This is a genomic window from Sphingomonas taxi (assembly GCF_000764535.1).
Classification (GTDB): Bacteria; Pseudomonadota; Alphaproteobacteria; order Sphingomonadales; family Sphingomonadaceae; genus Sphingomonas; species Sphingomonas taxi.
Genome location: NZ_CP009571.1, coordinates 41,915 through 67,729 on the forward strand (window position 1 = coordinate 41,915; position 25,815 = coordinate 67,729).

Genomic DNA, 25,815 nt, shown 5'->3' on the forward strand with positions numbered 1-25,815 from the left:
TGTGCCGATAATCTGAGTGGGGTAGGGCAGGGGCATGCCCCGCGCCCGCAAGCCAGCTTCGCCGTTCCGGTATTTCAACCCATCGCCGGAGGTGATCCGGCTAGTGGTGCTCATGTACGTCCGCTTCCCGCTGTCGCTGCGGAACGTTGAGGATCTGCTGTTCGAACGCGGGATCGACATTTGCCACGAAACGGTGCGGCTGTGGTGGAACAGGTTCGGTCCGCTGTTCGCCGGCGACATCCGCCGTGCTCGGGTGAGCCGGATGCGTGGCTTTCGTCACTGGCGGTGGCACCTCGACGAAATGTATGTGAAGCTGAATGGCGAGATGGTCTACCTGTGGCGAGCCGTGGATCACGAAGGTGAGGTGCTGGAGAGCTACGTCACCAGCACACGCGACAAAGGGGCATCGCGCTCGTGCTGGAGGTGCGCCTTGGACCCGCCGATCACCCGGGCAAGACGTCCGATTCCGACCGACAGGATCGGCGCACCGCAGCGCAGCTCGTCGATCGCGGCGCGGATCTCCTCGCGACGGCCGGCCGGGCGCCGCGCGGATACGGGCGGCGCCACCGGGGCTGTGGCGGCGAGATCGCCGTACAGGTCAGGCTCGTTCGCGCTCATCGCAGCTTCGCGAAGTCTGGGTCGGCGGCGATGCCGACGAAGCCGTGCGCTAGAAAGGTGATCGCGCGCGCGGTCTGCGGGGTCGGCAGAAGCTTGGTGATTAGCGGCGGTGCCCAGGCCGCGAAGCCGGCGAGTTCGAGCATCAGGGCGTCGCGCGCCGTCGCCGGCTGGCCGTTCGTCGGCGCAGGGGCGGGCTCCTTTACGGCGTTTTGGAAAGCGCTCCAGAACGGCAGGTCGTGTTCGGGATTGTACCAATAGGCCGGCACGCACTGGTCGGCAGCGGGCGCCGCGTCGATCGCGGTGTCGTAGCCGGTGCCCATGGTCTTCCATGCCGATGTGCGGCGCGTCTCGGCGGTCAGCTTCTTCTCGAAAGCCGCGATTCGTGTGGTCTTGTGCGCCTTGATGATCTTCTGGCCACGACGCGCCGGGCCGCGCCGGCAATGGTTGAGGGAAGCGGGGCCGTCCGCCCTCGTGCGCTTCCTGAAGCGTGCGACTTCCTCACCCGACGCATCGACGGCAGCGAGCATCAGCTCGGTCAGCTCAAAGATGCTCCAGTCGATCTCCAGCGTATGGGCGCCACCTCCTCGTGTTACTGCCGTCGCTCCGCGCCGATGCGCGGCGAGAATGGTCTGGAGACTGGCGGTGATGAACTCGATCGACGTCATGCCGAAAAAGCGCGGCAGGTCCTGGCGCTCACGATTGGTCTCGGTGACAACCGCGGATGTCGTGAAGGCGGCCGCGGTGGTCGCGACCGTCGCAACGTCGCGGTGAGCGAGCTTCGACGTCCAGTCGGTGCTCCCCTGCTGGAGCATGGGCAGGGAATGGGCGAGATCGAGCGGCTGCCCGGCAGCATGCGCCTTGTACACGGCATGTGAGAGCGCAAATTCGCGTGCGTAGGTCGCGAAGCCGTGGTGGCTGGCGAGCGCTGCATCCATCCTGCGCGACGTCGCAAAGGTGCGTTGCGCCTCGCGGATCGTCAGCCGTGGCGCGGTCGCGGGCGGGCCGGCCTCGTCGCGATCCGCCAGCGGCCCGCGGGTCCGCACGACGAGCTCGCGCAGGATCGCCCGGCAGCGCTGGAGTTCGAGCAGCACGGTGACCGCGTCGGCGAAGCCGCCGGAGAAATCCGGGAAAACGCGGTGGCGTGCCGCGAGCCATGGGAAGAGCCGTACAGCCTCGTCGACGCGCGCGCTGTGCAGCAGCATGAAGATCCGCGTGGCATCGATGCGGGTGATCGCGGCAATGCGCTGAGCCCGCTCGGCGGTATCGAGCCCCAGCGTCTTACCCGATGTGTCGAGGAGGTCAGGCAAGCCTTCGATGGCCGTATCCGGCGTGCTGTCCACCATTTGCCGGTCCTTGATCTTCGCCATCTTGCCCAGCAGGGTCGACCATGATCCCGGCGCGCCGGCGTGATGATCGCGGACGAAGACCAATACACCGTCGATAAGCGTGCGTGCGAGGAGCAGTGCCTCGCTGACCTGCTTGTTGCGGTAGGCGAGGCCAGGAGCGGTGTGACGTGGTAGCCGGACCAATGGTGCGACCCTGACGATCAGCCGCGCGGCGGCCACGACGGCGAGCCGGGACTTGTCCAGGCCGCCCTTTTCTTCTTCGTTGCCCGGTTTATGCGGCATCCGTTCACCGGGCTTGCTGGCGACGCGATGTCGATCGAGCAGTTCGAGCAGCGTCAGGCAAGCGCGGGCGGCGTCTACGCTGCGCTCGCGGGCGACCTCGACCTGTCGAACGCGCTCTTCCGAGGTTTCCTGGCCGAAGATCGCGCTGTTGGCGGCATCGCGCACGGCCTCGGCGATCGTGAGCGCATCGCTGGCCTTCAGCGCGCCGATCATCACCGCGCCGAGCGTGCCGCCGCCGCGCAGCACGTCCTTGGCGATGCTGACGTCGCTGAGGGTGCAGTTAACCCGCCGCAGCATCGCTTTCGCGGAGGCGGCCGGCAAAGTCGCGGCCTCGTCCTGTGCAACCGTCTCATCGAGCGACGCCGGCCAGCGCGGCAGGCGCCCACAGAGCACCGAGGTAGCGCTCCGCAACGGATCGTCGTCGGCGACGTAATAGCCGATCTTCGGGAGCCGCAACCCGGCGATGCGCAACGATCCTGCGTCGCCAAGCTCGCCCATGAAGTCCCAGCCGCCGACCATGACGTCGGTGAGGCCGATGTCCGCCGGAAGCCGCAGCGCCGCGATGGCGGCGGTGGGCGTGCCGTCGTCGTGGAACAGTTGCGGCAGCTCGACCGCGAGCCGCCCGAGGAGCTGCGGCACGTCGGTGCGCAGGTCGTCGTCGAGATCGCGTACGGTCATCGCGCGCATCCCGTATCGTCGGGATCGTTGCCGCTGCGGCGGCGCTCGGCGTCGGCCGCGTCGGCGGCCTGCCAGCGTCGCCATGCCGTCCACACAGCCATGACATTGGCATCGCGCACCGGCGCTAGTGCGGCCTCCTCGGCGTCGCGCCAGCGCTGCACGACCTCGGCGAGTTCGACGATCCTGTCGTGGAGGTCTACGATCTCGCGCTCGCGTGCGCGCAGCAGTGCCGGGCGGTTGGGATCGAAGCCGCGCATGAGAATGCCGAGCGCGTCCTCAAGACGCTGCTGCTCGACGACGAAGGGCGCGATGTCGGTGATGGTGATGGCCTGTCCGCGATAGGTGATGGTGATCTGCAAGGGTCTACTTCCTTTCGGTGAAGCGAAGGTTGGCGTCATGGGCGTCTAGCCACCGGGCAGCCTCGCCGCGGCGGACGAGCGTCGGCACGGGCAGGTCGAGCGCCGCAGCGGTGGTGCGCGCGAGGTGACCCTGGCGGGCATTGGCGAGCCGGTTTGGCCAGGGGTGGTCGGGATGGCCGGCCTGCCAGGTGGCGAAGCGCGAGCAGTCATCGCGATAGGCGGCGACCGCGCGAAGGTGGCGGGCGTGCGCACCGCGCGCGCGTAAGTCGACGCGGTGGCGCGCGACCAGCGTCGCCAGCATTGTCCCGGCCGCCGGAAAAATGTCGCTATCCGTTATTGCGGCGCCGAGCGCCGCCAAGTCGGATAGCGGCAATGCCCAGATGCCGTCCCAAGCATCACGGTCGGCCGCGTCGAAGCCGAAGGCGACGAACGGCGCGCCCAGGCCGAATTTCGGCGCCGCGCGCCAGCGCAGCGGCAGCTCTGTGCCGGTCAGCAGGCCGTGATCGTGCAGCATCGCTGCGCCGGCTATCTCCAGTGCGGCGCGGTCGCGCGCGATCGCGGCGGGAAAGAGCTGCAGCACGCACTGGTCTTCGCCTGCCTCGGCGAGCCGCTCGCAGAACGTCTGCCACGATTGCGCTAGCAGACCGGCGGCAGTGAGGATGTCCGCACTCCCAAGACCGCAGGCGATGGCGAGCCCCCCAGCGGTCCACCAGTGATGGTGCGGGTGGCAGGCACCACTGGTGTCAGTGGGCGCGTCGAGCAGCGCTGCGATGTGCGCCAGTTCATTGTCGATGGCAGCGAGTGCGGCGTCGATGTCGTCGAGTGAGGGCAGGGACGAGGGCAGATTGGGGGGCATGGGCGACTCCTTGTTGGAGTCGTCATCGCGCTTGAGCATCGGCTGACCCACGCGCGTGAAACCGCTTTTTCTGCGGTGCCCTAGTCACTGCCGGCGTCGCGGATCGCTGCGCGCCCACGCGCCTCGCTCTGGCGATGCTTCGCTGCTGAAGCACGAGTCGGGGCCGGAGCGAGCGTAATCGTCCGTTGCTTCAGACCCCGGGTGAGCAGGCGAGTAACAATTGGGGGTGGGGGCGCAATAAATGAAATCTGCGATTTCGAGCCCGCGGCCTGGCGGCCGCCGGTCTTCCCCACCCCCCTTTGCTCATGTCGAGATGATGGTCGACGGCACCTGGATCGCGGAGGGCGACCGCGTCGTGAAGCGGGCGCTGCGCCAGGATCGCGGCGTCGAGCGCAAGCGCACGCGCGAGGAGAAGCAGAAGAAGGGCACGCGGCTACATGCCGCATGCGAGGATGCGCGCATCGCGCGCCGGCTGGCTAGGGAACTGGCCGAATGGGAGATCCGGCACCGACGCTGGGGGGCCTCGGTCAAAGTGCACGGCGAGCCGAAGAAGCCGGCCGGCGGCTCGAAGAAGCTGGCCAGGCTGGCGTCTCCTAGCCGCCGCAGCGAGCCTGGCTATTTCACCGTGCGCGACAGCCAGGGGCGGATCGGCATCTACATCCGCGGTGATTACGTGCGCGCCGGTGGCAAGGGCGGAAGACCGGGCTGCGCGGCGGACGGGTTCTTCTACACCATCCGCGATGGCGCGGCGCTCACCGATGCCGAGGGCAACGCGCTCATCATCTCGAACCTGGGCAAGGATGCCGCCGGGATCGCCGCCGCCTGGACGGCAGTCGAGGCGGTGGCGCGTGCCACGCGCGCGAACGCCAAGATCCAGTTCCGCTTCGTCCTCGCGCTGGATGACGATGCAAGCGAGGCGGAGATGATCGACGCGGTGCGGCGCTTCGGCGAGAACTTCGAGGCGCTGGGACTTCCCTATAGTGCGACGATCCACAGGCCCGATCCGGGCGGCGACGACCGCAACTGGCATGCGCACTTCCTGACGTCGTACCGCCCGGCCGAGCAGGTCGCGCCGCGCGAATGGCGCTTCGCCGACGACCTCGTCACCGCGCTCGACGGCAAGGAAGGGATGCGCACGCTGCGCCACCTGTGGGCGCATGCGCAGACCGGGGCGGCCCGCCGGGCTGGACGCGATGTCGAATATACCGGCCTGCCGCATGCCGCGCGCGGACTGGACCTGGAAGCGCAGACGCATTTGGGCCCGGCGCTCAGCGACCTGGTTGCACGGGGGCAGCACGTGCCCGCACACGCGCGCAACCAGCAGGTTGCGGCGCGCAACGCCGAGCGTCTGCGGCGGCGCGACCTCGAGCAGCAGCGCGCCGCGCTGCTCAAGGTTCGTGAAGCGGTGATGGAGCAGCGGGCGACGAGGTCGGCTCGCGAGGCGGCGGCGGGTACCACGGCGGTCCCTGACCCCGTGGCTGCCGCTATGCCGCGAACACCGGCATCGCCCGTGGGTGTCGTTGAACCATTCAACGTGCGTCCCACGGTCCGTGAGCGGGTGTCGCTTTCGGCTTTGCCGCCGCGACCGCGGATGACCCGATTCGGTGCGCTCGAAGTGCGGTCGGTACCTGCGCCTGCGCCGATGACGCCGAGGCGACCCGCGATGGTCACGACGCTGCCCGCGACACCGCTGCCGGCAGCGCGAACCGGCGCAACGACGACGCCCCCCGTCATCGTGTCTCCGACGGCTCCCCAACAGGCCGCCATGCTCCGGCGTCTTGATGTGCCGCCCACGGCCGTGCGGGCCAGTGCGGTGATCCACCCGACCGCTTCATTTCCCTTCGCGATCGCGCGCAATGCGGCGCTGGTATTCGATACCCCCGGTCAGCGCGGGAGACCGTCGCGCGAACCCGCCGACCTGTTCAATATGCCATATATCGCGGCGGTGCCGCGCGCGGCCGCGTCGATCCGGAGATTGCCCGCGCCTGCCAGTGACGAACCGATCCCGGCATGGTGGGAGCGGGTCGAGCATTATCTGGCGTGGCTGGCCTGGCGCGAGCGCGAGGACGACCGTGCCCGTACACGGCTCGGGGGCTATGCGGTCCTGCCGCCGGCCTATCGCGCCGCGGTCGAGGCGGTCGAGCGTAATCCGCATCTCATCGTCGAGGAGCAGACACGCCCGACGGTGCGCGCCGGCGTACCGTGCGACCTCGCCACGCAGATCGAGGCGGTCGCTGGCGATCCGCACTGGCGCGAGTTCCTGCGCCGCGTGCGCAGCGTCGCGCTCGAGCGCGAGGAGCGTGCCACGAGACCGATTCCGGCCGGGCTCGCTGATGCCTCTGCCGCATCATCACCCGATGCGCGCGCAATGTCACCGCTCCGCGATCTGCGCGGACCGGAACGGCCGCGTTCCAGAGGATTGCGTCCACGTCGCTTGTGAACGGAGCGCCGGAAAGCACCCAGAGGAAAGGAAAAGAAGCATGACCTGTACGGATCTTGCTGCCCGGGACGTTGGCCGAGCCACCGCGCCAGCGATGAAAAGCAGGAGCGGCGGGGGGGCAGGAGCCCCGCGCCGCAAAAAAGGTGAGGGAAGAAGAAGCGAGCAGAAGGTCGGAAGGGAAAAACAGAAGCTCTCCTCCGCCGGCTGCTCCGGCTCGAGTGCCTCGGCACCGGGCCGCTCGCCTCACCCGCCTCGCGGGCGCTTCCCCTTGCCGGCACGCCGCCATCCCGCTCATGCGACGACATGAGCGGGTAGAAACGTGTGTCCGGCCCATTCCGGACTGACATCATGCATCATTACACGCTGACCGCGCTCGCCATCGCCACCGTCGATCCCATCCATCTCCTCGGTGAGGGGGTAGACGAGCACGCTGTCGGCCTCGCGCTCTTCACCTGCGACGTCACCAATGGTCGTGTCGACTTCGCGCTGCGCTGCTCGGTGCTCGATCACGGCGACCACCCCGGCGAACTCGGCACCTGGCTTGATCGCCATCTTCCGCCCACCGGCGTGGTTGCAGGCTATGCGCTCGACGAGCGCATCCTGCCCGCGCTCGCGCGGTTGCCCGCTGTCGCCGGGTCGCCTGTGCTGGCGACGCTGGCGGGCACCCAGTTGCGCATCGTCATCAACCTGCGCGGGGTCGATGACGCTGGCGAGATGGTGTCGCTGGTCGATGCCTGTGCCGCGATCGGTGCGCCGGCCTCGTGCCGCAATGCCCACGACTGCTTCATCGACTGGGCGTGGTCGCGGGTCTCGCCGGTCCTGCACGCGCTCCAGACCGATGTTATCGCCACGATGAAGCTCACGCTCCGCCAGATTGCCGCGCGGACCGCGCTCGGCCACGAAGTCGAGGCACGGCTGCGTCCCGCACTCGAGCTGTGGCTTGCCGCCAGCGACCTGCCAGCCGCGCAGATCCATCGTTCCTGCGCCGCCTGAGGCGCGCGCCTTCCTCATCACCAACAACCGACGCCGATCCCGGCGCCCTCATGCCCAAGGAACCAACTCCCATGTTCACTGACCTTCTGCGCCTCGAGGCGCAGGGCTTCTCGCGTGCGTCCACCGCCATCGCACTGCGCTCGGTTGCCACCTGTCCGAACCTCTTCTTTCGCCCTCTGTCGCGGCCGATGATCGGGGTGGCGCTGCTCAGCGTCGTGCCCGAGGCGGGCGGCGGCTTCCACTTCCACGCGCAGGCGACCGCATTGCGGGAAGGCGCGCTGCCGGCGACGCTCGCCGACTGGATCGAGCCGCGACTGCCCGCCACCGGCCCGCTCGTCAGCTGGGAAACCGACGATACCCTCGTCACTAAGCTGCGCGGGATCGTCGATACGGATCGGCATCCGCGACTCGCCGCGCTCGTCGCCGATCCCGGCGAGCGGCTGCGTGTTCTCCCGCACGCGGTGATGGGGCGGCACCGTCGGGGCACTGCGCCCGGCGTGCCGTGCTTCTGCCGCTGCGCCGCCGAGTGCAGGCCGGAGCTGCCCGCGTGCTTCCTGCCCGACCCCGCCCAGACCGAATGCGAACTCGTGGACGAGGCGGAGACCGCCTGGGCGATGTGGGCCGACCTCCACGCCGCCTTCGACGACCATGCGCATCCCGCACGCATCGCGCTGCGCGGGCTCGCCGAGCGCCGCCGCGCGCGCGGTGACACGCCGCTCCGCTGACCTCTCCGCCAAAGGACATCGACCATGAACGCCATGACCAACCTTCCCCTGCACGACCGCCGGCCCGTTAGCATCCGCCCGATCTCGGCACGTGGCCTGATCGCCATGTCCGGCGACCGGCGCGCCACCCACGCTGGTGCGTATGCGAATTATCTCTACATCACCCGGCAGCGCGGCCATGATGCGCGTGGCTTCCTCGATTATCGCCACCGCGACGATCTCACCGCGTGGGGGCTGGAACTGTCGGCGAACCATCCATGCTGGGCCGAGGAGCCCGGACGCATCTGGCGCGAGATCGACGCCGCGTGCGAAGACGGCGCAGTGGACGCGGTGCGGGCTTGGCACATCGTCCTGACCCTACCGGACGACCTGCCAGAACCGGAGTGGGTGCCGCTGGTGCGTGGCTTCGTGCGCGAGACGCTGGTACGGCGTGGGCCGGCCGTCGCGTGGGCAATTCATGCGCAGCGTGGCGTCGCGGGCGGCTGGATGATCCGCCCGCACGCGCACCTCTTGATGACGACGCGCGGGTGGAAGCACAATGCGAGATTTGGGCAGAATATTTCGGCCTGGCGTGGCGCAGCGGTGAGGAGCGCGATCCACGCCGACTGGATCGCGCTGCTGCCGCCGGTGATGCGGCAAGCGGCAACAACGCCTTACCGCTACGGCGGCTACACGCCGGCGCATCCGGACTGTTCGAAAATCGCCCACCACTTCGCCGGTGCGCGATCGGAAGTTTCCTCGTGAGTTAATCGCGGCGGCCGCGTCGTGTTCGGTCGTCGCGTCAATAGATGCTTATCCAGATTTCGAAAGATCTATGAAGTGCAGGCGAGGGCAGAAGGGAAAAACAGGATTTCTGTTCGCGCCTGCGATCCTGCACATAACGGAGCACGCAAATGGAAGCCAAAGAGAGCCTGCAGCGTCGGTACCTCCAGACGCTGGGCGCAATGATGGACGAAGACGCATCGGAACGGCGCTGGATGCCCATGGTGTCGATCGGTACTGCCAGCGCGACCTTCGTCGATGCCGCCTACCACGCGGCCGGTGGCGTCGATCGCGACGTCGTCATCCTGGAACTGTTCGCCGATGACCGGCGGATCGTCCAGCATCGTATCCAGGCGGCCTATACCGTCGGCAAAGCGCGGCGGCGGGTTCGTGACTGCATGCTGTGGGTGCCTGACGCTGCAGCACGCGCGGTCATCATCCCGCGTGCCGGACCGGGCCGCTTCAGGATCACGGTCGACGCTGACGGCAGGCTACGGCGTGATGTTGGCTTGCCCGCGGCGGATATCACCTTTGGTGCTGCACTGGCGGCAAAGCGCCTGCGCGACATCGCACGTACCACCGTGCCAGATGAGATCATGCCTGTTCTGGGGGTACAGGGGTGGTGAGGAAAGTACTGGAGAAAACCAGGCTTACCTCACCATTGCCTAGCACCCGCCAGGGACCGTAGGGCTATTGCCGGGCAGGCGGCACGATGTTTTCACGCTTACCAACGTGCGCGCCGTAACAAGTCAAAATGGCTGCATGTCCCCGCAACCACCGTTACCGACATTCGAGGCAAGGTCGAATGTCGGCTTCGATCAAGTTTTCTTCTCGAAACGCCCGTGAGCGCCGCTCCGGGCGTTTCGTCGTTTTCAGCCTGCTGTCGCGCCTCGACCCAGGCCAGGATCGCGCCGAACTCACCGTGGAGCGTCGCGTTCATTTCGCCGCGTCGCTTCCCGGGAAGCAGGCTTACACGCGCAATCAGGCTGCGCAACGCGTCGGGGGGCGAGGCGGGGAGGCCGGTGGCGATCAAGCCGATGCAAACGAGCGTGATCGCGACGATCGTCCAGAACGCCGCCTGCCATCCCGCCGCCTCGGCGATCAGCGTCAGCGTCGGTACGCCCGCCACCGGCGAGAGCATCAGCCCCGCCAGCACTTAGGATGACGCCCGGACGCGCCGATCAGGGGCGACCAGTTCGGCGCAGATCGTCAGGGCAACGCCGAGATAGCCGGCGCTGGCCACCCCCTGGATGATCCGGCCGAGGGGCATCGCCGTATAGCCCTGTGCGGTCGCCGCTATCAGGCTGCCGCCGAGGAACAGGGCCGGCAGCCATGCCAGCCCGCGCTTGTGCGGAACCTTGCGGTGGCGCAGCAGCGCGGTGACCAACGGTCCGCCAACCGCCATGCCGACCGCTAGAGCGAGATCAGAAAACCGATCGCTCCGATCGAAACCCGGAATGCCCGCGCCAGCGTCGGCAGCATTCCAGCAACCATGAATTCCGAACTGGTCATCGCGAAGGTCGTTATCGCCAGCACCATACAGCGGGTGGGATCGTGCGTAGTCCGGTCGGGTGGGTGGCGGTACTATCGACGTCGGACAAGCTTGTGGTCATCGCCTGCGTTTCGGACCCACCGAGTTCGGCATGATTTCCCGGGGCGATCGGCACATCCTGGCTGCCCGATTTCGGCGCGATATAGCTCATCGGCGACGCCGCGCTATACCGGCCAGCGGTGAAATCCACACTCGATCGCCAGTGGTGGTCGATTGCGCAGCGCGACGCTTTCGATGAGCCGCACCGGCACTTGCTACGATAGTGTCGCGATCAAGGGTTTCTTCCGTCGCCTGAAGGTCGAACTCGTCCATCAGTGTCTATGGCGAACCGGGGGAAGATCAATCCGGGTCCATTCTATGTACCGACCCCGATACGCCGCCGCAAGCGGCAGCGAGTTCCCGCCGCAGGGCTTGCGATATGCTCAACGCCGGGCGAGCAGCAGGCCCAGGATCATTGCGCCTAGGAACGGGAGCAGTCGCCATGGCGCGAACGCCAGATCGACGAGCGCCGGACCGGGACAGATGCCGGCAAGGCCCCAGCCGATGCCGAAGATCGCCGCCCCCCCGATCAGTCGGAAATCCATCCGCGTGGCCGGTGCGCTTGCCGCGATGCCATGGCGACGTCCCGCCAGCGCGAACAGGGGCGCGGCGGTCGATACCGCCGCGGCCATCACGAAGGCGAGCCCGGGATCCCAGGCACCCGCCACATCGAGAAAGCCCAGAACACGCGCCGGGTCAGCCATGCCCGACAAAGCGAGGCCCAAGCCGAAAAGCAGTCCGAAGAGCGCCGCCGGCAACAATTTCATCGCATACCGCCATGCCGGATCAGCCAGACCGTCAGCGCGGCGGTCGCCATGAAGACCGGCACCGCCACCAGCGAGCGCGGCGACATCCGTGCCAGACCGCAGATGCCGTGGCCGCTGGTGCAGCCGTTCGCAAGGCCCGCGCCCGCCCCGACCAGCAGGCCGGCGAGCAACGCCCTGGATAGCGACAGCGCAGCGAATGACGCGCTCGCCGCATCGGGGGCGTACCAGGCCAGCATCTCGCCTGCCGCGACCAGCCCGGCGACGAACGCCAGCCGCCAGCCCCGCCCGGGTCCGACGAGCGCGTGTCGGGCGATGCCGCTGATCCCGGCGATCTCACCTGACGCCAGCATGAAGCCGCCCGCGGCAAGGCCGATCAACACGCCACCCGCGATGGGATACAGAAGCGAATAAAACATTGGCGTGCGATGCTCAGAACCGCTTGCCGAAGGACAGGCCCAGCGACGTTTCGGCAAGATCGATATCCGCCTCGCCACCGCCGAACGGGATCGGGATCGACCCGCTGCCCGCGACCCGGTTGCGCGGCGCGCGCATGACATAGCCGGTGACCTCGACTCCCGATCGCGACGTCCAGGTCGCACCAGCCGTGTAATGCGACTGCACGACCCCGGGCGCGAGGATGTTCAGCAAGGTCTGGGACGCCGGCACCGGATTGCCGGAGCGCCCATAGCCCGCCCGCACCGTCCAGTGCGAATCAATCGTATAGCCGATCCCCGCCTTGTAGACGGTGATGTCGCGCCAGCCGAACCCCGGACCATCGTCGCTGCTGAACGGATTGCCCGCAAACAGCCGCGACAGCGGGTTGCCGACCGCGGCGACGCCGGCATAATCGATCCGCTTCACGTCGCCCGACAACGTCAGCGCCCGGATGGGCCGTATCGACAGCCCGGCGCCGTAAGAAGCCGGAACGTCGAAGCGGCCATGCCCGGGAAACAGGCCGGCATAATCGTCGAAGCGGCGCGAGCGCAGCTTCGACTGGTAGAAGGCGCCGAGCGTGACCCGGCTGCCAAAATGCCCCAGCCAGCCCAACCGGACTCCGGTCGCCACCGCCCAATTGGCGCCCTTGTCGGTAAACCGTGCAGGATCGAGCGACTGTGCGGCAAACGGCTGCAACCCCGTCGCGCTGAAGATCTGCACCCCCAGCAGCGGCGACACCCCGATGCTCTGGCCGGGCAGTGCTTTCACCGCGAGCGTCGGCGCGACCAGCATCTGTTTCAGATCGACCCCCGCTGCCCCCTTCGCGCCGAAGCTGGCGAAGGGATTGCGCGCATAGGTCGTGTTCATGCCGCCGCCGCCATACAGAGCAATACCGATGGCGACCTTTTCCGACAGCTGACGGACATAGCCGACCTCGGGCAGCACGAACGGATTGGCACCGTTCCCGCTAAAATTTCCGTCCGCCCCCGCGCCGTTGCCGCGGATCGTCGCACCACGATCGGGAATGAACAGCTCGATCCCGCCATCCAGGCGATCACCCAGCTCGGTCGCAGCGGCAGGATTGGCGGCGATCGACAGTGCGTCTTGCGGCAGTGCGATCGCGACGCCCGCTTCGCCCTTTGCCTTGGTGCCTACGCCGCTCAGGAAGTAACCGTCGGTCGCCTGCGCCGCCCCGCCGTGGCCCAGCACGCCAAGCGCAATAGCGAACTTCGCGGCTATCGTACCGCCGCGCCTCGAAAACCTGGACATCACGATCGCCGTCATCCCTGTCGTCGTATACCTTATATGAATATGACAGGAACGCGCTGCGCTACACGCCAGCTTAATTTGCCGCGACCAAACGCAAACTTGTCGCGATCAGCCGGGCACCCCGGCATCGGCGCGGCGTACGGGTGCGACGCGTTCCGGCAGGACACGGCCGTTCGGGATCGCCGCACCGCCCCGTTCGCGCTCCGCCAGCGCCTGATGGATCACGCTGCCCGGCGCCACATCCTCGGTCAGCCAGACATTGCCACCGATCACCGACCCCGCGCCGATCGTTACCCGCCCAAGGATCGTCGCGCCGGCATAGATGATGACATCGTCACCGATCAGCGGATGGCGCGCGATCCCCTTGCTCAGCGCCCCATTTTCATCGCGCGGGAAGCTGCGCGCGCCCAGCGTGACCGCCTGATAGATGCGCACGCCCCGGCCGATCACCGCGGTTTCGCCGATGACCACGCCGGTGCCGTGATCGATGAAGAAGCGGTCGCCGATCGTCGCGCCCGGATGGATATCGATCGCCGTGTCGGAATGCGCGATGTCCGCGATGATCCGCGCGATCAGCGGCGCGCCGCCACGATGCAGTTCGTGCGCCAGCCGGTAGTAGATTGTCGCCGTCATACCGGGGTAACAGAGCAGGATCTCGTCAACGCTGCGCGCCGCCGGATCGCCGGCAAACGCCGCCTCGACATCGCTGTCGAGCAGCCGCCTGATCGCCGGCAGCCGTCGGGCAAAGCGGCCGACGATCGCACGCGCCGGCGCCGTGTCGTCCGCATCCGGCCCGGCCTCGTAGATCCACTCGCGACGAACCTGCGTGGTCAGGCGGCCCAGCGCGCGCTCCAGCATATCGTGGACATAGCCGTCTTCGTCGCGCGCGCCGTCGTCGTCCTGTCCCAGCCGCGACGGGAACAGTGCCGCCGACAGGTCGTCGACGATCGCCCGCACCGCCCGGCGCGACGGAAAGCCCGATTGCGGGTCACGCCGGTGGCGCGCGCGCCATTCTTCGCGGGCATCGCGCAATTCCCGTCCGATCGCATCGATCGACCAGGCCGCGCCGGGGCTTTGATCATCCGGGCCGGCGCGCAACATCCCGCTCATCGTCCGCAACGACCGGCGCGCTCGCGTTGCGCTCTTCTTATGGCGGACTGGCGCCCGCGCGGCGAACGGCCAGCGCGGGCGTCCATGACGTGCGACCGCGCCGCACCGATCGCGGCGTTCACCGCGTCAAAGCGCCTTGAGCACGCGAACGAGCGCATCGACATCCTCGATCGTGTTGTAGACGCCGAACGAGGGGCGCACCGTCGCCTCCACGCCCATCCGCCGCAGGATCGGCTGCGCGCAATGATGCCCGGCGCGCACGGCGATTCCCTCCCGGCTCAGGGCGCGGCCGACATGGGGAACGTCATGCCCGTCGACCACGAACGAGATCACGCCGGCACGTTGGGCTGGCTCGCCGATGATCCTCACGCCCGGCTGGGCGCGCAACTGATGCTCGGCATAAGCGATCAACATATGCTCATGCGCGCAGATCGCCTCGCGGCCGAGTGCGAGGACATAGTCGAGCGCCGTGGCCAGGCCGGCCGCGTCGGCGATGTTGCCGGTCCCCGCCTCGAACCGCATCGGCGCGCCATGGTAGCGGATATGTTCGAAGGTGACGTCCTCGATCATATTGCCGCCGCCCTGCCACGGCGGCATCGCATCCAGCAGTTCCTTGCGCCCGTACAGCGCACCGATGCCGGTCGGACCATAGATTTTATGCCCCGAGAGTGCCAGAAAGTCGGGGTTCAGCGCCTTCACGTCGACCGGCATGTGCGAGACGCTCTGCGCGCCGTCCAGCAGCACCAGCGCACCGGCGGCATGGGCCAATTCAGTCATAATCTTCGCCGGCGTCACCGTACCCAGCGCATTCGACACCTGGGTGAAGGCGACGAGCTTGACGTCGCCGTCGAGCAGGCGGGCATAATCCTCGACGATGATGTCGCCGCGGTCGTCGACCGGCGCGACGCGGATCGAAAAGCCCAGTTCCTCTGCCAATCGCACCCAGGGGACGATATTGGCATGGTGTTCCAGTCGCGACAGGATGATCGCGTCCCCACGGCGCAGGTTCTGGCGACCCCAGGTCTGCGCGACGAGGTTGATCGCCTCGGTGGTGCCGCGCGTGAAGACGATCGTGTCGGGCGACGGCGCGCCCAGGAACCGGGCTACGGTGGCGCGGGCATCTTCATAGGCGTCGGTCGCCCGGGCCGCCAGTTCGTGCGCCGCACGATGGATGTTCGAATTCTCGTGCGCGTAGAACCAGGCGATCCGGTCGATGACCGCCTTCGGCTTCTGGGTGGTGGCGCCATTGTCGAGCCAGACGAGCGGCTTGCCGCCGACCCGTTCGCGAAGGATGGGAAAGTCTTCGCGAATGCGCTTTGCGTCGTAGAAGCCCCCCGCCGGTGCGGCGTCCGGGTTGGACGCTGCGGCCGGCAGCGGTTCGAATGCCGGCTGCGCGACCGGTGCGGGCGCCGCCGAGTCCGCGCGGAGGAAATAGAATTCGTCGCCGCCCTGGATCGTCGCCGCGGAATATCCGTGGCCGCCCGTCAGCGACGGATTCGCAGCCAAGGCAAGCGGCACGTCCGCCGGATCCAGCCCGCCCGCCACGCCATGCTGATCGGCGAACGACAGGCTGCCATAATCCGGTGCTCCGACGCGGCCGAACCCGCCCAGCGCAGGCGGAGTAGACAGGAGCGGCGCGTCCATGGTCGGCGCGCGCGCATAGGTCGGCAATGCCTGATCCAGGTCACGAACGTCCGCGCCGCCGAGCGCGGCGGGCGGAACGGCGACGGGTTGCGGCCCGACGCCGTCGGTAGCGGCGTCGGGCCACCCTGCGCCACCGGGCGCGCCGACCGCCGCAGTCTGCCCGGGCAGCGCGGAGAACAGCGCGCTGGCGATCCGGGCGAGCAGCCGCTCGTCCTCGCCAGCCGAAGGCACGGACACCGACGCGTCGGGCCGATCAGTTGTACTGATATTCATGGTAAAGTCCCACATCCACGTCGTCCAGCACGGCGACCGCGTCGTCGGTGAGGACGGCCAGCGAGCAATAGAGCGAGATCAGGTAGGACGAGATCGCCTTGCTGTTGATCCCCATGAAGCGCACCGAAAGGCCGATGCTTTGTTCGCCGGGCAGGTTCGGCTGATAGAGGCCGATCACGCCCTGCTTGGCCTGGCCGGTGCGGAGCAGCAGGATCTTGGTCTTGCCGCCTTCGATGCGGATCTTGTCCGACGGGACGAGCGGGATACCGCGCCACGTCAGAAACGGCGATCCGAAGATGTTGACCGTGGGCGGCGGCACGCCACGACGGGTGCATTCACGCCCGAAGGCTGCGATGGCAAGCGGATGCGCCAGGAAGAAGGCCGGTTGCTTCCACACGCGCGCCAGTATCTCGTCCAGATCGTCCGGCGTCGGGCGGCCGTTGCGCGTCTTCAGCCGGTTGGCTGAATTGGTGTTGGCGATCAGGCCGTATTCCGGATTGTTAATCAGCTCCGATTCCTGACGTTCCTTGATCGTTTCGATCGTCAGACGCAATTGTTCCGCGGTCTGGTGATAAGGAGCGCTGTAGAGATCAGCGACGCGCGTATGGACCTCGACCACCGAGTTGACCGCACTCAACAGGATCTCGCGCGGATTTTCATCATAATCCACGAACGTCTTGGGCAGTATCCGCTCATCCCGTGCCGAACACTCGACCTCGATCGCGCTTTCTTCCTTAACCTTGTTCAGGCGGAAGATGCCCGCCTCGACCGGCACCCATTCGAGGAAGTGAACCAGCCAGCGTGGGGAGATCGTGGAAAGCTGCGCGGTCGTTTTGGTCGCATTGGCCAATTGCCGCGCCGCCACGTCCCCGAGCGCGGTAGGTAGAGAAACTTCCCCGGCCATCAAAGACTCCATTTTATATATTCTATCATAAACAAGCAGTTACCATATGGGAAACTGACTTGCTTTGATATATTGGCGGATACTTCATGAGTCGAGCATCTGTCAATTGAAGTATGTAAGTGTTCATCGGATTGAGTAGTTTAATTTTTCTCGATGTAATAGTTGCGCAATTACAGAATGTTGCCGGACGGGCAATGTCATCGCTATCCTCGACGGTCCGGCCCGCCATCCGAGCCATGTGACGTGACGGTTACTTTTACACGATAAAGGCGACGGGGGCGCTTTGAAGCGGCGATAGGTGCTTCCTTGGCCAGCACTGCTTTGGCAGAAGGATAGGTTTCGGGATCGCAAGAGCATCCAGCCCATGGCGGCGCGGGCCGACGGCTTGAACTATGGCCGGCTGCACCATTTCATCGGCGCGGCTCTCTGGGATCGTGCGCCGCTGGAGGCGATCTTGTGGCGGCAGGCGGACGCATTGGTCTGTCGGCATCGTTCCGGCGGGCCCTGAGCGCGCGGGGGTTATGCTGGGCGGTCGGCATTCCACGGCATCAGAAGGTCTATCCGGTTGACATGCGATTGATCTTCCCGATGGCGGGGCATGGCAGACCGCGTGTCTGCCATGTGTCCGACGTCACATCCCGGGGACTGTCAGGAATTTTGTGCGGGCGGCCATAGGGTGGAATGGGAAGGACCATCGAAATGGCAATCGACAAGGACGTACTGGACCAGCTTCTGGCTGGTCGTGATCCGCAAGAGTTGTTCGCCAAGGACGGTCTGCTCGACGAGCTGAAGAAGGCGCTGTCGGAGCGGATGCTGTCAGCGGAGCTCGACGATCATCGTAAGCGTCCGGTCTTCTCCGCCTTGCTGACGAGGTGATGCGCAAGCCACAGGTGCGGCACTGTGGCAGACACCGGTGCGGCATCATGGCAACGCGAATTATCGAGATGGATGGGCCTGAGCCGCGACGACGGTTCAGCGACGATGACAAGGCGCGGATCGTGTCGGAGGCGATGATGCCGGGGGCAAGCGTGCTGGACGTGGCGCGGCGACACCGGGTGTGCACGTCGCTGGTGTACCGCTGGCGACGCACGCTGCTGCGCGACGGGGTCGCGAGCGAAGCATTGCCCTTGCCGGGCGCGGCGTTCGTGCCGGTCGAAGTGGCGAACGTACCTATGGCGCCGCAGCCGGAACCGCTCGGACCGGGTGTGGTGGAAGTGGTCGGCCCGGCCGGGCAGCGCATCCACTGGCCCCTCCCATCGACGCGCGGGTGCTGAAGGCCGTGCTGGCCGGTTTTGCTTGATCGGGCCGCCGAGCGGCGTCCGGGTGTATCTGGCGGCCGGGGTCACGGACATGCGCAAGGGGTTCGACGGGCTGGCCGCGCTGGTGCAGTAGCGGCTGCGCCAGGATCCGTTTGGTGGTGCGGTGTACGCCTTCCGGGGCAGGCGCGGTGATCTGGCCAAGCTGCTGTGGTGGGACGGCCAGAGTCTGGTGCTCCATGCCAAGCGCCTGGAGCGGGGCCGGTTCCTCTGGCCGGCGACCGCGGACGGTGTCGCGGTACTGACCCCGGCGCAGTTGTCGATGCTGCTCGAAGGGGTGGACTGGCGGCATCCGATCCGGTCCTCGCAACCGGTACTGGCCTGGTAAAAAGCACGCTTTCCTGCGGCTTTCACGTGTATCGGCACGATTGTTACGGTATAAGTGGGCTTGTCGCCGGGACTGTCAGGAATTTTGTGCGGGAGGCCGGTTATCGTCGTCAGATGACGAAGCGCTCTTCGAAGATCACGGCGAACTGGCTTTTGGCCTCACCCCATTCGCGCGGTGGACGTTTCCATTCATCCGCCGCGTGATGGAGCACGAGATATAACAGTTTCATCGCGGCATCGTCACCGGGGAAATGGCCGCGGGTACGGACGGCACGGCGAACCTTCAAATTCAGGGCCTCGATGGCGTTCGTAGTGTAGATGATCGGCGAACGCCCTCGGGAAATGCGAAGAACGGGATAACCTGGTCCCAGTGCCGCCGCCAGCTCATGGCGATGGCCGGGTGTTTGTGGCCCCAAGGGCCTTCCTCGAACGCCTCCAGCGCCGCCATGCCGGCTTCCGGCGTCTCGGCCCGGTAGACGCCGCGCAGCCCCTGGGCGATGAACTTGTGCTGCTTCCAGGACGCAAAGCTCATGCTGTTGCGGATCAGATGGACGATGCAGGTCTGGACGACGGTTTCGGGGGAGACGGCGTTGATCGCCTCGGAGAACCCCTTCAGGCTGTCCACGACGGCGATCAGGATGTCGGCGACGCCGCGGTTCTTGAGCTCGTTCATGACTCTCAGCCAGAATTTGGCACCCTCGGTCTGTTCGATCCAGATGCCGAGCACCTCTTTCGTGCCGTCTTGTTTCGTGCAGTCTGGCTGAATGCCCAGCGCGATGTACACCGCCTTGTTCCGGACGAACCCTTCGTCCCGGGTCTTCACCCGGATCGCGTCGAAGAACACCAGCGGATAGCAGGTGTCGAGCGGCTGGCCCTGCCATTCGGCAACCGCCTCCAGCACCGCATCAGTAACGCTGGAGATCAGGTCGGGCGAGACATCGATCCCGTACAGTTCCTCAAGATGTCCCCGGATCTCGCGCACCGTCATGCCACGTGCGTACAGCGAGACGGCGTGCCGGGGCATGATCCCCCGGATCATGCCCTGTCCGGCGCGCTGTCGTCGAAGTCGGGGAGACGGCGTTGGTACTTGGCGATGAGCTTGGGGTCGAACGTCCCCGCCCGGTCGCGCGGCACGTCCAGCGTCACCTTCGACGTGCCTGTCAGCATCGTCTTTCTCGACGGTTCGTTGCGCCGGTTGATGCTGCCCGCGGCGCCTTCGTTTTCCAGATGATCGTCGAACTCCGCTGACAGCATCCGCTCCGGCAGCGCCTTCTTCAGCTCGTCGAGCAGACCGTCCTTGGCGAACAACTCCTGCGGATCACGACCAGCCAGAAGCTGGTCCAGTTCGTCCTTGTCGATTGCCACTTCCGGTGACCAAGGCCGTCCGCCTGTTTTCCACCTTCGGTCATTCATTCAGGACCAAGGGAAGGGTGATGCCGGAAATACTCCTTCCTGTCTGCCAGCACAGGCCTGTCCCGAAAACGATCGGGAAACGGGAATCATCCTTTGACGGCGACAGGCTCGATCAGGTCCCAGCGGTGGGCATAGAGGTCTTCGAAGACGGCAACGATGCCATAAGGATCTGGCCGAGGTTCCTCGACGAAGCGGATACCCCGTTGCGTGTAGGCAAGGTGGTCACGGGCAAAATCATCTGTTTCGAGAAATAGGAACACGCGACCACCACTTTGATTGCCGATCACCTTGCACTGCCGGTCACCGACAGCCTGCACCGGTGGCAATGGAGCCGCCGCGGCGTGCGGCGCGACCACGGCCCATCTGAAATGGTGAAACGGGAATAACGAAGATGATGCTGGTCATTGTATGCACGAACCTGAACCGCATCGTTCGTTACTGAAGGCTCGTCCATGTCCCCGCTGTTTACCGGCCTATCGGCCTTTCCGCTCACGCCCGCCAATGCCGATGGCGTCGTCGATACGGACGCGCTGGGGATATTGGTCGATCGTCTCGCGAACGCTGGTGTCGACTCGATCGGCCTGCTCGGCAGCACGGGGAGTTACGCTTATCTCGATCGTACCGAGCGCATCCGTGCGATTGCGGCCGGCATCGAAGCTGCGGGCGGACGTGTGCCTGTCATCGTTGGCGTCGGGGCGCTGCGGACAAGCTGGGCGGTCGAACTGGCCCGCAACGCGGAGCGCGCGGGCGCAAGCGGGCTGCTGCTCGCACCCATGTCCTATTTCCCTTTGAAGCAGGACGAGGCAGCGGCCCACTACCGCGCGGTCGCCGGAGCGACCGCGCTGCCGCTTTGCATCTACAACAATCCCGGCACGACCGGCTTTATCTTCTCCGATGCACTGATTGCCGATCTGGCAGCCGTGGCGGGCATAGCCGCGATCAAGATGCCGCTGCCGGCGGACGCGGACTATGTCGCCGAACTGGCCAGCCTGCGGGCGATGACGCCGGAGACGTTTGCGATCGGCTACAGCGGGGATTGGGGCGCGACCGCGTCGCTACTGGCCGGGGGCGCAGCCTGGTACAGCGTCGTTGCCGGCCTGCTGCCCGAACCGGCCCTCCGTCTGACGCGAGCAGCTCAGGCGGGACGCCGGGACGAAGCCGAAGCAATGGAAGCGGCATTCGCTCCGCTGTGGGCGCTGTTCAAGGCACATGGGAGCCTGCGTCTCATGTACGCGATCGCAGACCGACTCGCGCTGTCCGTCGGTGACCCACCGCTGCCGCTCATGAGGGCACCGGCTCCGGCCGTGGCCGCCGTCCATGCGGCGCTTGATCGCCTCGGCGTCTGAACCCTCGTCGCCGGTGCGGTCGCGCTCACTTCATGGCTGGCGCTGCGGTCCCCGCGTCGAGACCGAAGACGGTTCCCGGCAGTTTCGCGATACAGTCCCCGCTCAGGGGCGCGCCGGGGTCATGAAGGAACGCCAAGGTCATCTGGCCGCCGCACCGGTTGAACATCGCCCCATGCGACTGGCCGGGTATCTGTACGAACCGGGCGTTCGGCATGGTGCGGAGCAGGCGACGCCCCCAGGCGGGAGGGGTGACGGGATCGAACTCTCCGGCGAGAATGAGGACCGGCACGTCGCTTTTCACCGGCTGGTTCGCCTTCGCGTCAGCGGGTGACACGCGCCATGCGGCACACATTTCGGGCGTGGCGGTACGATTATCCACGCCACCCAGGTCCAGCGCCGGGGCCGTTTGCGCGGCCATCCGCAAAGACGTCTCGAACGGCATCTCCTCGCCGCACCAGATCGACAGGCGCAACCCCCAGTTGAAACTCGATGGAGTCTGTCGGGTCAGCGGCAGCAATCCGGCCAGCCGTCCATCTGCCGCCTCGCTGATGATCCGCGGCAAAGTGGGGATGATGGCGGGCTGCTGCAGACCCGCGCCGACGGCTTCGACGATATCGCGACCACGCAACATACGGTCCGGCGCCGCTACCCCGCTCCGATCGGCGTCGGCAACGAGCGTCGCGAAGCGAGCGTGAAGGTCGGGATATCGGGTGTCGCACGCCGGGTCGTTCGCGCACGCGGCCAGCAAGGCGTCGATCGCCCGTCGCAGCGAAGACGCGGCGGTTTCGTCGTAGTTGACGTCGATCGGCAGGACCGAATCCAGCACGACGCTCCGCAGCCCCTCGGGATGGCGTTGCAGCACCGTCTGCGCGAGGCGCGTGCCGTACGAAAAGCCGATCAAATTCCATTGCCGGATACCCAGCAGCCGGCGGAGAGCATCGAGGTCGTCGGCGGCTTCGGCCGAGGTATAGCCATCGAGGTCGACCCCGGATGCGACCAGTGCCGCCCGACACCGTGCGACCGCCTCGGTCTGCCTGGCAGGATCCGCGTTCTGCGCGCGGAGGACGTTGATATCGGGACACGCCAGCGACGGGCGAGCAAATGCGTTGCCCCGTCCTTCGAGTAGGATCAGGTCGCGTTCCATCAGGAACGGATTGCCTTTGCCCGTCGTGCGCCCGTCGATGCTGCTCAGGCCCGGCCCGCCGGGGAGATAGACGACCGGATCGGCCGCGGGGGTGGCGGCCGTGCTGCGAAAGATCATCACCGGCAGGCTGATCGTGCGACTGCGCGTCTTCCGCCGGTTCTCCGGCACATACAGGACGCCGCATTCAATCCGCTCGCCGGGCATCACCTTCACGGCGCATTCGGCTTTCTCGAAGCGCGGCGCGGGACGCTTGGCACCGGACGCATGTGCCGCCGTCGCGATCATCATGACAGCGACGATGACGGGAAGCTTGGCGAGGTTTGTTTGTGTCATCATCGGTCCTCGATGCCTAAGTTACCACTGTATCATGTCACCAACACACTTTGGCAGGCGTCAGACGCCGCTGCAACCAGTGCGATCAGACCGTGAGACGGGTCTGCCGTCGTGGCGATCCTCGACACGTCGAGCGTGTTGCCATAGTAATACACATATGCGAGGATGACGGCAGGCTTTCTCCTTCGGGGTCATTGCATGAACACGCTGGTCCTGGCGGCTTTACTCCTGTTCGCGACGCCTGCTTGTGCCCAAGTCCCGGGCGAAGGGTTGGCGGCGTTCCTCAAGGCGAAGATGCAAAAGGAGCGCATACCGGCGCTTCAGGTCGCCGTCGTGCAGCATGGGACGATCGTGGCATCGGCAGCCTATGGCATCGCCGATGTGGAGCATGACGTGCCCGCTACCACGTCCAGCATCTTCTCGATCAATTCCTGCACCAAGGCGTTCACGGGCGTCGCGATCATGCAGCTCTCCGAGGCAGGCAAGCTGAGGATCGACGATCCGCTTTCCAAATATCTCGATGACCTGCCGCCGGCGTGGCGGGCGATCACGATCCGGCAAGTCCTTTCGCACGTGTCGGGGCTGCCGAACATCATCGATGACAAGGAACATTTGATCGGCGACGGGACCGGAGCGTCGGCATGGGCGGCGGTGAAGACGCTGCCGCTCGAGTTCAAGGCGGGGGCACGATACAGCTATAACCAGACCGGCTACGTCATGCTGGGCCGGATCATCGACAAGCTGAGTGGCATGCCGTTTGCGGCGTTCATCGCGAAACAGCAGTTCGCGCCTGCCGGGATGGTGCATACCCGGTTCGGCGATTCCTCCGACGTCGTGCCCCAGACGGCGCGAAGCTATTCCTATCTCGCCAACACCGATGGCGTCTGGCGGAAAGGCGACCGGCTATTGGCGACCTACGCGACATTTCCGGGCTATTTCAGGACAGGGGCAGGCATCCTCTCCACGGCCGACGATGTGGCGAAATGGCTGATCGCGCTCCAATCCGGCAAGCTCCTGAAGGACAAGGCCAGCGTCATCGCCTTGTGGACGCCGATCGTGCTGAACGACGGCACTACCGCAGGCACGAACGAACTGCTCAACGGATCGGGGCTGGGCTGGCCGGTGACGATGCGGACGGAGCATCCGGCGGCCGGCCCGATCGGCGGGATGCGATCGGCCTTCTTCGTCTATCCGAAGGATGACCTGTCCGTCGTCGTGCTGACAAACCTTCAGGGCGCCAACCCGGAATATTTCATCGACGAGGTCGCTGGCTATTACATTCCCGGGATGCACGAGGCCGATGGCTTCGGCCTGCCGCCGGCCGTGAAGGCGTTTCGTGCCGAACTGCTTCGCCATGGCTTCCAGCAGGCGCCGCGCATATTGCGTTCGATGCAGGCGAAGCCGAGCGAGGCCGAACTGAACGCCTGGGGCTACAAGCTGCGCGAGCAGGAGCAGCCGGATCAGGCTCTCGCCATCTTCAGGCTGAACGCGGCTAATAACCCCGGAAGCTGGAATGCGCATGACAGCCTGGCGGAAGCGCTGGAGGCGACGGGCGACCGCGCCGGTGCGATCGAGCATTTCAAACGATCGCTGGCCCTCAATCCCGGCAATAGCAATGCGACCGAGCATCTGAAGACGCTGGGAACGCCGCGAACACGGACAAATTAGTTCGGATCAGGACGACGAGCGGCACTGCGGAAGTGGCGCGTTGATACCGCAGATTTCTCAAAAGGACTGGTGATCGAGGGATCGGACGCCGTTCCGCCGGAAGCGAGTTTCGGGAAAGCTGGCGGCAATTGCCGACGCGGATTATCGACTATCGTGCTGTCGCCGTTCCGCTCGCCGTCGGACGAATAAATCGTTGTGGGAGTTGCCGTCGTTGATTGTTCGCCAGGCCACCATTGCCGATCTGGACACACTGGTGCCGTTGTTCGACGCCTACCGCCAATTTTACGAGCAACCGTCCGACCTGATCGGCGCGCGATCGTTCCTGTTCGATCGCTTCGAACATCAGCAGTCCATCATCCTGCTGGCTTGTGAAGGAAGCCGGGCGGTTGGTTTCGTACAGCTATTTCCTTCTTTCTCGTCAGCAAGGCTCGCCCGCACGTTCATCCTCAATGACCTGTTCGTCTCCCCTGACGCGCGCGGTATGGGGGCGGCACGCATATTGCTGGACGGGGCATGTGAATATGGCCGGAACGTTGGCGCAGCGCGGCTTTCGCTCTCTACCGCCGTCACCAACACGATCGCCCAGTCGCTTTATGAAAAGGCCGGGTGGACACGCGACGACAAATTCTACGCTTATGGCATCCCGTTGACCTAACACAGAGACGCTTCCCGATTGGCAACGGGCCGCAAGACGGCCGGGGCATTCCCATTGGGTCAAACTTCGGGAAGGACCCGATTGCGGACGTTTGGATCGCGCTCCCTACTTCTCAAACTCGGACATTCGTTCATTGTGGTCTTGCGCGGCGCTAAGCGCCCAATGCCGTTATTCGGCGCTGACCGCCTGACACTTGAGGTTGGATGCGTCGTGCGATGACGCCAGTGCGATCAGATGGCATGCTCCAGATCACTTGCGTTTGAGACAGCCCTGTGATGCATTGGTCACCAAGCAGAAGGCTAAGTCGTTGTTTTTGCAGGCGGTGGCGGGATCAGGAAAAATCCTCGTCGCGCCCACTATCCCCATCTAGCGTCGATCGCGCGATCGGTGGTTGGGGCCGACATCCGCTCGGAGCGTACGCTGAATTTGGGACCCGAGCCGCCAGCCTTCTTCTGCTGTTCAGGCCGAACCGGGTCGCCGAGCAGGCTCTTCGCTACACCAAGAATGGCCAGTTTCAGCGCTATCGGTCGTTCTTAGCAGCGATGGTGATCGGCAGTCTTA

The 25,815-nt window shown here is 66.0% G+C and carries 26 protein-coding genes and 4 pseudogenes; 14 read left to right on the forward strand and 16 right to left on the reverse strand.

Annotated elements, in window-relative coordinates; genetic code table 11:
• Positions 1 to 34: 34 nt before the first annotated feature.
• Positions 35 to 433 (forward strand): annotated as a pseudogene (locus MC45_RS20025) (IS6 family transposase); the annotation flags it as partial.
• On the opposite strand, the gene MC45_RS19455 reads toward MC45_RS20025, so the two are convergent.
• Genes MC45_RS19455 through MC45_RS00210 form a run of 4 tightly spaced genes read right to left on the reverse strand, consistent with a single transcriptional unit; the run spans position 376 to position 4,178 of the window.
• The gene (locus tag MC45_RS19455) at positions 376 to 618 is read right to left on the reverse strand and encodes a hypothetical protein (RefSeq protein ID WP_038658154.1); all 243 of its coding nucleotides are present in this window, start codon (positions 616 to 618) and stop codon (positions 376 to 378) included. The pseudogene MC45_RS20025 and the gene MC45_RS19455 overlap by 58 nt on opposite strands.
• Positions 615 to 2,924 carry a hypothetical protein gene (locus MC45_RS00200; protein ID WP_156143721.1) on the reverse strand — a complete coding sequence of 770 codons (2,310 nt, stop codon included), beginning with the start codon at positions 2,922 to 2,924 and terminating at the stop codon, positions 615 to 617. The genes MC45_RS19455 and MC45_RS00200 overlap by 4 nt, the downstream gene beginning before the upstream one ends.
• The gene (locus tag MC45_RS00205) at positions 2,921 to 3,283 is read right to left on the reverse strand and encodes a hypothetical protein (RefSeq protein WP_038658159.1); all 363 of its coding nucleotides are present in this window, start codon (positions 3,281 to 3,283) and stop codon (positions 2,921 to 2,923) included. The genes MC45_RS00200 and MC45_RS00205 overlap by 4 nt, the downstream gene beginning before the upstream one ends.
• A gap of 4 nt (positions 3,284 to 3,287) precedes the next feature.
• Positions 3,288 to 4,178: a hypothetical protein gene (locus tag MC45_RS00210; protein ID WP_038658162.1), complete on the reverse strand. Its 891-nt coding sequence runs from the start codon at positions 4,176 to 4,178 to the stop codon at positions 3,288 to 3,290.
• A 274-nt stretch (positions 4,179 to 4,452) separates the two neighbouring features.
• Between MC45_RS00210 and MC45_RS00215 the strand changes: the two genes are divergently transcribed.
• From MC45_RS00215 to MC45_RS00235, 5 genes are all read left to right on the forward strand, one after another.
• Complete coding sequence (locus tag MC45_RS00215; protein ID WP_038658166.1) at positions 4,453 to 6,579, forward strand: MobA/MobL family protein; 2,127 nt, start codon at positions 4,453 to 4,455, stop codon at positions 6,577 to 6,579.
• 348 nt (positions 6,580 to 6,927) lie between these two features.
• Positions 6,928 to 7,572 (forward strand): hypothetical protein, encoded by a 645-nt coding sequence (locus tag MC45_RS00220; protein WP_038658169.1) that lies wholly within the window; start codon positions 6,928 to 6,930, stop codon positions 7,570 to 7,572.
• A 71-nt stretch (positions 7,573 to 7,643) separates the two neighbouring features.
• Complete coding sequence (locus tag MC45_RS00225; protein ID WP_038658172.1) at positions 7,644 to 8,297, forward strand: hypothetical protein; 654 nt, start codon at positions 7,644 to 7,646, stop codon at positions 8,295 to 8,297.
• 24 nt (positions 8,298 to 8,321) lie between these two features.
• On the forward strand, positions 8,322 to 9,041 hold the full coding sequence (locus MC45_RS18500; RefSeq protein ID WP_052075420.1) for a MobA/MobL family protein: 720 nt from the start codon (positions 8,322 to 8,324) through the stop codon (positions 9,039 to 9,041).
• 149 nt (positions 9,042 to 9,190) lie between these two features.
• A complete protein-coding gene (locus MC45_RS00235) occupies positions 9,191 to 9,685 on the forward strand; it encodes a hypothetical protein (protein ID WP_038658175.1) in 495 nt (164 codons plus the stop codon).
• A 98-nt stretch (positions 9,686 to 9,783) separates the two neighbouring features.
• Here MC45_RS00235 and MC45_RS19095 read toward each other — a convergent pair whose 3' ends face one another.
• The 9 genes from MC45_RS19095 to MC45_RS00270 form a co-directional block, all read right to left on the reverse strand.
• On the reverse strand, positions 9,784 to 10,200 hold the full coding sequence (locus tag MC45_RS19095; protein WP_156143722.1) for a hypothetical protein: 417 nt from the start codon (positions 10,198 to 10,200) through the stop codon (positions 9,784 to 9,786).
• Positions 10,201 to 10,215: 15 nt separating this feature from the next.
• Positions 10,216 to 10,464, reverse strand: a complete 249-nt coding sequence (locus tag MC45_RS18505) for an MFS transporter (RefSeq protein ID WP_052075421.1) — start codon at positions 10,462 to 10,464, stop codon at positions 10,216 to 10,218.
• Between the two features lie 8 nt (positions 10,465 to 10,472).
• Positions 10,473 to 10,598 carry a hypothetical protein gene (locus MC45_RS19885; RefSeq protein ID WP_281177476.1) on the reverse strand — a complete coding sequence of 42 codons (126 nt, stop codon included), beginning with the start codon at positions 10,596 to 10,598 and terminating at the stop codon, positions 10,473 to 10,475.
• A 435-nt stretch (positions 10,599 to 11,033) separates the two neighbouring features.
• Positions 11,034 to 11,417, reverse strand: coding sequence for a DUF6691 family protein (locus tag MC45_RS00245; RefSeq protein WP_038658178.1), 384 nt, complete (start codon positions 11,415 to 11,417; stop codon positions 11,034 to 11,036).
• Complete coding sequence (locus MC45_RS00250; RefSeq protein WP_038658181.1) at positions 11,414 to 11,833, reverse strand: YeeE/YedE family protein; 420 nt, start codon at positions 11,831 to 11,833, stop codon at positions 11,414 to 11,416. The genes MC45_RS00245 and MC45_RS00250 overlap by 4 nt, the downstream gene beginning before the upstream one ends.
• A 13-nt stretch (positions 11,834 to 11,846) precedes the next feature.
• Positions 11,847 to 13,061 (reverse strand): OmpP1/FadL family transporter, encoded by a 1,215-nt coding sequence (locus MC45_RS00255; RefSeq protein ID WP_245640782.1) that lies wholly within the window; start codon positions 13,059 to 13,061, stop codon positions 11,847 to 11,849.
• A gap of 168 nt (positions 13,062 to 13,229) precedes the next feature.
• Positions 13,230 to 14,231: a serine O-acetyltransferase EpsC gene (gene epsC / locus MC45_RS00260; RefSeq protein WP_245640783.1), complete on the reverse strand. Its 1,002-nt coding sequence runs from the start codon at positions 14,229 to 14,231 to the stop codon at positions 13,230 to 13,232.
• Positions 14,232 to 14,357: 126 nt separating this feature from the next.
• Positions 14,358 to 16,148, reverse strand: a complete 1,791-nt coding sequence (locus MC45_RS00265) for a cysteine desulfurase (RefSeq protein ID WP_081974256.1) — start codon at positions 16,146 to 16,148, stop codon at positions 14,358 to 14,360.
• Positions 16,129 to 17,052, reverse strand: a complete 924-nt coding sequence (locus MC45_RS00270; protein WP_038658187.1) for a family 2A encapsulin nanocompartment shell protein — start codon at positions 17,050 to 17,052, stop codon at positions 16,129 to 16,131. Before MC45_RS00270 ends, MC45_RS00265 begins: the two co-directional genes overlap by 20 nt.
• A 364-nt stretch (positions 17,053 to 17,416) precedes the next feature.
• Here MC45_RS00270 and MC45_RS19980 point away from each other — a divergent pair, with 364 nt between their 5' ends.
• From MC45_RS19980 to tnpB, 5 genes and pseudogenes are all read left to right on the forward strand, one after another.
• Positions 17,417 to 17,560 (forward strand): hypothetical protein, encoded by a 144-nt coding sequence (locus MC45_RS19980; protein WP_425423990.1) that lies wholly within the window; start codon positions 17,417 to 17,419, stop codon positions 17,558 to 17,560.
• Positions 17,509 to 17,691 (forward strand): annotated as a pseudogene (locus MC45_RS18710) (transposase); the annotation flags it as partial. The gene MC45_RS19980 and the pseudogene MC45_RS18710, both read left to right, overlap by 52 nt.
• A gap of 60 nt (positions 17,692 to 17,751) precedes the next feature.
• A pseudogene (locus MC45_RS00280) lies at positions 17,752 to 17,889 on the forward strand (IS256 family transposase); the annotation flags it as partial.
• Positions 17,890 to 17,975: 86 nt separating this feature from the next.
• Positions 17,976 to 18,326, forward strand: a complete 351-nt coding sequence (tnpA, locus tag MC45_RS18510) for an IS66-like element accessory protein TnpA (RefSeq protein WP_169742502.1) — start codon at positions 17,976 to 17,978, stop codon at positions 18,324 to 18,326.
• Between the two features lie 121 nt (positions 18,327 to 18,447).
• On the forward strand, positions 18,448 to 18,696 hold the full coding sequence (tnpB, locus tag MC45_RS00290; RefSeq protein WP_342667022.1) for an IS66 family insertion sequence element accessory protein TnpB: 249 nt from the start codon (positions 18,448 to 18,450) through the stop codon (positions 18,694 to 18,696).
• 109 nt (positions 18,697 to 18,805) lie between these two features.
• Here tnpB and MC45_RS00295 read toward each other — a convergent pair.
• Together MC45_RS00295 and MC45_RS19100 are read right to left on the reverse strand one after the other, a co-directional pair.
• Positions 18,806 to 20,060, reverse strand: a pseudogene (locus MC45_RS00295) (IS256 family transposase).
• Positions 20,061 to 20,194: 134 nt separating this feature from the next.
• Positions 20,195 to 20,464, reverse strand: a complete 270-nt coding sequence (locus MC45_RS19100; RefSeq protein ID WP_156143724.1) for a VOC family protein — start codon at positions 20,462 to 20,464, stop codon at positions 20,195 to 20,197.
• A 96-nt stretch (positions 20,465 to 20,560) separates the two neighbouring features.
• On the opposite strand from MC45_RS19100, the gene MC45_RS00305 reads away from it, so the two are divergent.
• The gene (locus tag MC45_RS00305; protein ID WP_038658196.1) at positions 20,561 to 21,454 is read left to right on the forward strand and encodes a dihydrodipicolinate synthase family protein; all 894 of its coding nucleotides are present in this window, start codon (positions 20,561 to 20,563) and stop codon (positions 21,452 to 21,454) included.
• Positions 21,455 to 21,479: 25 nt separating this feature from the next.
• Here the strand turns inward: MC45_RS00305 and MC45_RS00310 are convergent, their stop codons facing one another.
• Positions 21,480 to 22,934 (reverse strand): alpha/beta hydrolase, encoded by a 1,455-nt coding sequence (locus MC45_RS00310; protein ID WP_038658199.1) that lies wholly within the window; start codon positions 22,932 to 22,934, stop codon positions 21,480 to 21,482.
• 195 nt (positions 22,935 to 23,129) lie between these two features.
• Between MC45_RS00310 and MC45_RS00315 the strand changes: the two genes are divergently transcribed.
• On the forward strand, positions 23,130 to 24,599 hold the full coding sequence (locus MC45_RS00315) for a serine hydrolase (RefSeq protein WP_038658201.1): 1,470 nt from the start codon (positions 23,130 to 23,132) through the stop codon (positions 24,597 to 24,599).
• A 202-nt stretch (positions 24,600 to 24,801) separates the two neighbouring features.
• Positions 24,802 to 25,254, forward strand: coding sequence for a GNAT family N-acetyltransferase (locus tag MC45_RS00320; RefSeq protein ID WP_038666059.1), 453 nt, complete (start codon positions 24,802 to 24,804; stop codon positions 25,252 to 25,254).
• Positions 25,255 to 25,815: the final 561 nt, after the last annotated feature.